Here is a 4910-nt window from a genome sequence, read left to right as displayed (position 1 = left end):
GACATGGACGAGACGCCGGCGACCTCGAAGTCGAAGGGCGGCACGTCGCCGCCGTTCATGCGCACGAAGGGCGCGATATAGCCGCCGACGCAGGCATCGACATGGAGCCACAATCCGCGCGCCTCGGCGAGTTCGCCGAGCTTTCCGATGGGGTCGATCAGGCCGTAGGGAAAGCAGGGGGCGGAGCCGACAATCATGATCGTATTGCCGTCGGCGGCTTTATCCATCGCCTCGACATCGGCGAGATAGTCGCGCAGGGGCACGCGGCGGATTTCGATTTCCATGACCTTGGCCGCCTTGTCGAAGGCGGGATGGGCGGACCGTGGCAGCACGATATTGGGCGTGCCCTTCATGCCCTTTTCCTTCCGCGCATAGTCGCGCGCGGTCTTCATCGCCATGGTGATCGAGTCCGTGCCGCCCGAGGTGATATTGCCGGCGGCGCCGTCGGGCGCATGGAGGAGCGATAGGCCCATCGAGACGACCTCGTCCTCCATCTTCTTCAGGCTCGGAAAGGCCATCGGCCCGAGGCCGTTTTCCGACATGAAGAGCGTATAGGCTTCTTTCTGCACACGTTCGATGTCGGGCCCGGCGTTGAAGACATAGACGGCGGTCTTGCCCTCGCGCCATTTGACGTCGTTCGCGCCGCGCGTCTGCATCTCGTGCTTCAGGCTCTCCCAGTCGGTCCCTTTCTCGGGCATCTTCATTGTGATTTCCCTCTGTTCGGCGGCGCGTTCTATCTCGCCTTCGATATCTTTGCGACTATACTCTCCCAATTGCCGTCGGGGAGGAAGGCGGCAGCGAGCCTAACCATCTCATCGGAGGATGAAACAGATGAAAAAGATATCCGCCACCGCGATTGCGGTGGCTTTGTTCGCTGCTCAATTCGGACTAGCGGGCGCGGCGGCGGCCGACGCGCGTACGGCTTGCAAGGGCGATTTCGAGCGCCTTTGTTCGAACGTATCGCCGGGGGGCGGGCGCGTTCTCCAATGCCTGAAGGAGCATGAGAGCGATCTCTCCAGCCAGTGCAAGGAAGCACTCGTCGACGCCAAGGCCAAGCGCGAACAGGGCAAGACGGGCGAAGCGGCCGGCACGGGCGGCAGCCAGTAATCGACAAGGGCTTACGGCCACGAAAACGGGGGCGTCTTCTTTCGAAGGCGCCCCCGTCGCTTTGAACTCCCCCGGCGAGGACGAGGGAATCCCGTATCAGAAAGTGATTGCGATCCCGGCGAGCGCCTCGATACCCGCCGCCTGGAAGCCGTCGGCCGGCTCGTAATCGCGATCGAGCAGGTTGTTGATCTTGCCTGTCAGTTGGATCGACTCCGTCAGCTTGTAGGTACCGGCGAGATTGACGATCGTATAGGGGCGGGACTTCCGGTAGCCGTAGGGCGGCCCGTTGCGGACATCGTCATAGATGCCGACCCATTGCAGCGAGGTGCCGAGGTTGAGCCGGTCGGTCGCGTCCCAGCCGAGGGTGCCGTTGACGAGGTGCCGGGGACGGCGCAGATGCGGCGAAATCTGGGCGGCATCGACCAGGGTCAGGGTGTAGTCGGCCCGCAGGCTCAGCGTGTCGAAGGGCGTCGCCTCGATGAAGGCCTCGACGCCTTTCGTCTTGAAGGGATCGGCGTTGGCGCTCGTCGAACCCGACATGGTGTAGATGGTGACGACGCCGTCCTTGATACGGTTCTGGAACCAGGTCGCGCCGGCGCGCAGCGCGCCGTCGAGAATGCCCTGCTCGAGGCCGATGTCCCAGCCGGTATTCTTTTCCGGCTTGAGGTCCGGATTGCCGACATAGGGACCGTAGCTCGTATTGGTGAAGCCGTAGCGTTCGTAGAGAGCCGGTATCTTGAAGGAGGTGCCGTAGCTCAGCGTCAGCTTCGTGTCCGTGGCGGCGAGATAATATCCCGGTGCGACGGTGTAGGTCGCCTGGTTGTCGAAATCCTTGGGCGCATCGAAGCGGCCGCTGACCGTCACGAAGAAGCCCTCGCCGAAGGTCATGTGATCCGACGCGTAGACCGCGTAGCTCGTCGCACTCGCGTCCGATTGCGCCTCGGAGAAATAGCTGTAGAGCGGGTCCGGATCGGGGATCGAGAGATAGCCGTTGGCGGTGAACGTCTCGTGCCGGTACTCGGCGCCGAAGGAGGCGTCGTTCCAGTCGGCAAGCCTGACCACATTGTCGACGTTCACGGTGAAGCGCTTGCCCTCGTTGTTGGCGAGACTGTCGGTCACCGAATAGCTGTCGGGCAGGTTGTCGTCGTGCCGCCTGTACTGGGTATAGGCCAGCGTGAGGCGCGGCTGGTAGCGCCCATCCGCGAAGGTGCCGGCAAGGCTGCCGTTCAAGGAAAGCTGCTTCGTGCGGCCCTGGCTCGCGAGACCGGCGCCGGGGCTATCCTCGTCGGTGTCGGCGCGGGCGTCGTCATATTGCAGGAAGACGTTGGCCCGCAGCGCCTCGTTGAGCTTGCCGCCGAGCTGGACGGAACTGCTCACATTCTCGTTGCCGTCCTTTTCTTCCGGTGCGCCGAAGCGATAGCGCGACGGCGTGATGTCGTTGCCGTCGGTCGCCTGGCGGGACAGCGAGACGAAGTAGTCGACGCCGGCAACATGGCCGCCGGAGGAGCCGCTCGTGTTGAGCGTTCCGAGCGTGCCTGCCTCAAGGCGCAGGGTGGAGCTCGGCGTTCCGGCGCCCGTCTTGGTGACGATATTGATGACGCCGCCGATTGCCTGGCTGCCGTAAAGCGCGCTTTGCGGGCCGCGCACGACCTCGATGCGTTCGACATTGTCGAGAAGCAGGTTGGCGAAGTTGAAGGCGCCGCTCGGTGCGGACGGATCGCTGATCGGTTGGCCGTTCAGGAGCACGAGCGTCTGGTTCGAATTGGCGCCGCGCGCGAAGACGGATGTGACCGTGCCCGCGCCGCCGGACTGGACGACCGAAAGGCCGGGCACTTGCTTCAGGGCGTCGACGACGGTGCGGTACTGGAAGCGCTCGATGTCTTCGGCGGTGACGATCGTGTAGGAACTCGCGACTTCCTTCGTCGGCTTCGGCGCGACGCCGGCGGTGACGAGAATTTCCGGCGTGAGCGTGGCCGTATCGGCAAGCGCAGGCGTGGCGGCGAGTGCCGATAGCCCGATGGCGGCGGCCGGAAGCCAGCCGCGCAGGATTGAGTTGTTCATGAGAACCCCCTCGTGTCTTTCGCGGCCAACCCCGGCCGCCAGGACCGGTGGACACGCGATGCGAGGGAGCGAAAGGCCGAAGACCGATGCGCGGCGGGACGTGCGGAGCGCTCGGCTCCGACGGAAAACCCGACGCGTCATCTCTTGCGACTTGCCGCCCCGTTGGCACACCCCGGCCTCCGGCAGATGACGCGCTTGACGGCAGGTCTCCTGGCTCGCGGGTCGTCGGCCTTGTTCCGCCTTCCCGGCCCACGTCCCTTTCGGGGCGTGACGGCCAGTGGCTTTCTGGAGCAGGGCCTCGCCGCTTACAGTTGCGGGGGCAGCCGGGGCATTGGCGCGAGAAGCGCCGCACCCCGTTCCCTCTTGCCTCCCTCGGCGCGACCATGCGCTTCGGGAACCATCGAGCGAGGGGCACTATAGAAGCGGAACGGGGCGTGTCAAATCGGCTGGCCGCCCGTCTGGCGGGCGCCGCGTCGATCGCTCGGCGAGCGCATTCAACAATGGGGAATTATCGGATTGGTCGGAGTGAGAGGATTCGAACCTCCGACCCCCTCGTCCCGAACGAGGTGCGCTACCAGACTGCGCCACACTCCGTATCCATATCCGAGGCGGCGTTATAGCCTCCCGGCTTCACCCCCGCAAGGGCTTCGCGAGGTAGAAAATCGAAGGATTTCGGCAGGTTCGCGCCGGTTGCGCCCTCGATCCGATGTGGCTATCTTCCGCCCCGTTCCGAGGGGCGCCCTTGCACCTCACGGCTCCTGCTGGGGCGTCGCCAAGTGGTAAGGCAACGGATTTTGATTCCGTCATACGGAGGTTCGAATCCTCCCGCCCCAGCCAATTTTACCCATGCGACTGCGATCGAAATAGGGTCCCAAGTTGCATGTTCCCTTCGGTGCCCGACACGCCGTATTCAAAATCGTCGATCAAGCCAGGACAATAGCCGTTCGTTCAGGATATCGGCGTGCTCCTGTTGCACCCAATGGCCTGCATTCGGGATCATGTGCATCTCCAGGTCGGAGCAATGTTCCGGCATGTTGTCCGCAAATTCCGGCCTGAGGCCTGGGTCCAACTCGGCGGTTAGCATCAGGCAAGGCAGGTCGAGCCGCGCGACGCCCACATCAGGATATTGGGCTGCGTTGCCGTCGATGTTTCGGTACCAGTTGATGCCACCGCGATAGCCAGTTCGCGTGAAAGCCTCGACATAATGATCGAATACGGAATCACTGAGTAGCGGCCTACCAAGGTCGTAAGACGCATCAAGATGGAGGAACGGATTTCGGCTGAGCTTGCCGTCAACGATGGCTCGCTTATAGACATCCTCAAGCGGCGCGCTTGTGCGCATGATCCGTGAAGTGATTGCTTGCACATGCTGATCCATATGCTTTTCGGCCACGCCGGGGAGCTGGAACCAGGACACATATTGCCGTTCAATTTCGCCATCCACCGTGGCGGTATGCACAGCCACACTCGGGAAAGGGATGTAGGGTGTGCATACACCGACAATACCCGACACCCTGTCGGGGTGCAGAACAGGCATCGCCCAAGAGACGAAGCCGCCCCAGTCATGGCCCACAAAGATCGCCTTCTCGATGTCCAATGCATCGAGGAGAGCAATGAGGTCACCTGTCAGCTCAGACATGGTGTAAGCCTCGACCGGATAGGGGCAGGAGCTGCCACCATATCCGCGCATGTCGGGCGCAATGGCGCGAAAACCCGCTGTCGCAACGGCGGGCAATTGATAC

At 63.1% G+C, this 4910-nt stretch carries 4 protein-coding genes, 2 tRNA genes and 1 riboswitch; of the genes, 2 read left to right on the top strand and 4 right to left on the bottom strand.

Annotated elements, in window-relative coordinates; translation table 11 throughout:
- The coding region (locus VMR03_RS08590) for a pyridoxal phosphate-dependent decarboxylase family protein (protein ID WP_325404219.1) at window positions 1–704 on the bottom strand (704 nt) is incomplete at its 3' end.
- A 127-nt stretch (window positions 705–831) separates the two neighbouring features.
- Here VMR03_RS08590 and VMR03_RS08585 point away from each other — a divergent pair.
- Complete coding sequence (locus tag VMR03_RS08585; protein WP_325404217.1) at window positions 832–1107, top strand: cysteine rich repeat-containing protein; 276 nt, start codon at window positions 832–834, stop codon at window positions 1105–1107.
- 96 nt (window positions 1108–1203) lie between these two features.
- On the opposite strand, the gene VMR03_RS08580 is transcribed toward VMR03_RS08585, so the two are convergent.
- Together VMR03_RS08580 and VMR03_RS08575 are read right to left on the bottom strand one after the other, a co-directional pair.
- Complete coding sequence (locus tag VMR03_RS08580) at window positions 1204–3168, bottom strand: TonB-dependent receptor plug domain-containing protein (protein ID WP_325404215.1); 1965 nt, start codon at window positions 3166–3168, stop codon at window positions 1204–1206.
- Window positions 3169–3351: 183 nt separating this feature from the next.
- Window positions 3352–3585: riboswitch (cobalamin riboswitch) on the bottom strand.
- 100 nt (window positions 3586–3685) lie between these two features.
- A tRNA-Pro gene (locus tag VMR03_RS08575) sits at window positions 3686–3762 on the bottom strand.
- A gap of 168 nt (window positions 3763–3930) precedes the next feature.
- Between VMR03_RS08575 and VMR03_RS08570 the strand changes: the two genes are divergently transcribed.
- Window positions 3931–4005: transfer RNA gene (locus VMR03_RS08570), tRNA-Gln, on the top strand.
- A 73-nt stretch (window positions 4006–4078) separates the two neighbouring features.
- Here the strand turns inward: VMR03_RS08570 and VMR03_RS08565 are convergent.
- A partial coding sequence (locus tag VMR03_RS08565) for an alpha/beta hydrolase (RefSeq protein ID WP_325404213.1) occupies window positions 4079–4910 on the bottom strand: 832 nt, incomplete at its 5' end.

The sequence above is a fragment of the Parvibaculum sp. genome, assembly GCF_035511255.1.
GTDB lineage: Bacteria > Pseudomonadota > Alphaproteobacteria > Parvibaculales > Parvibaculaceae > Parvibaculum.
The sequence above is the reverse complement of the archived record's forward strand: the minus strand, read 5'-3'. Positions and strand labels throughout refer to the sequence as shown.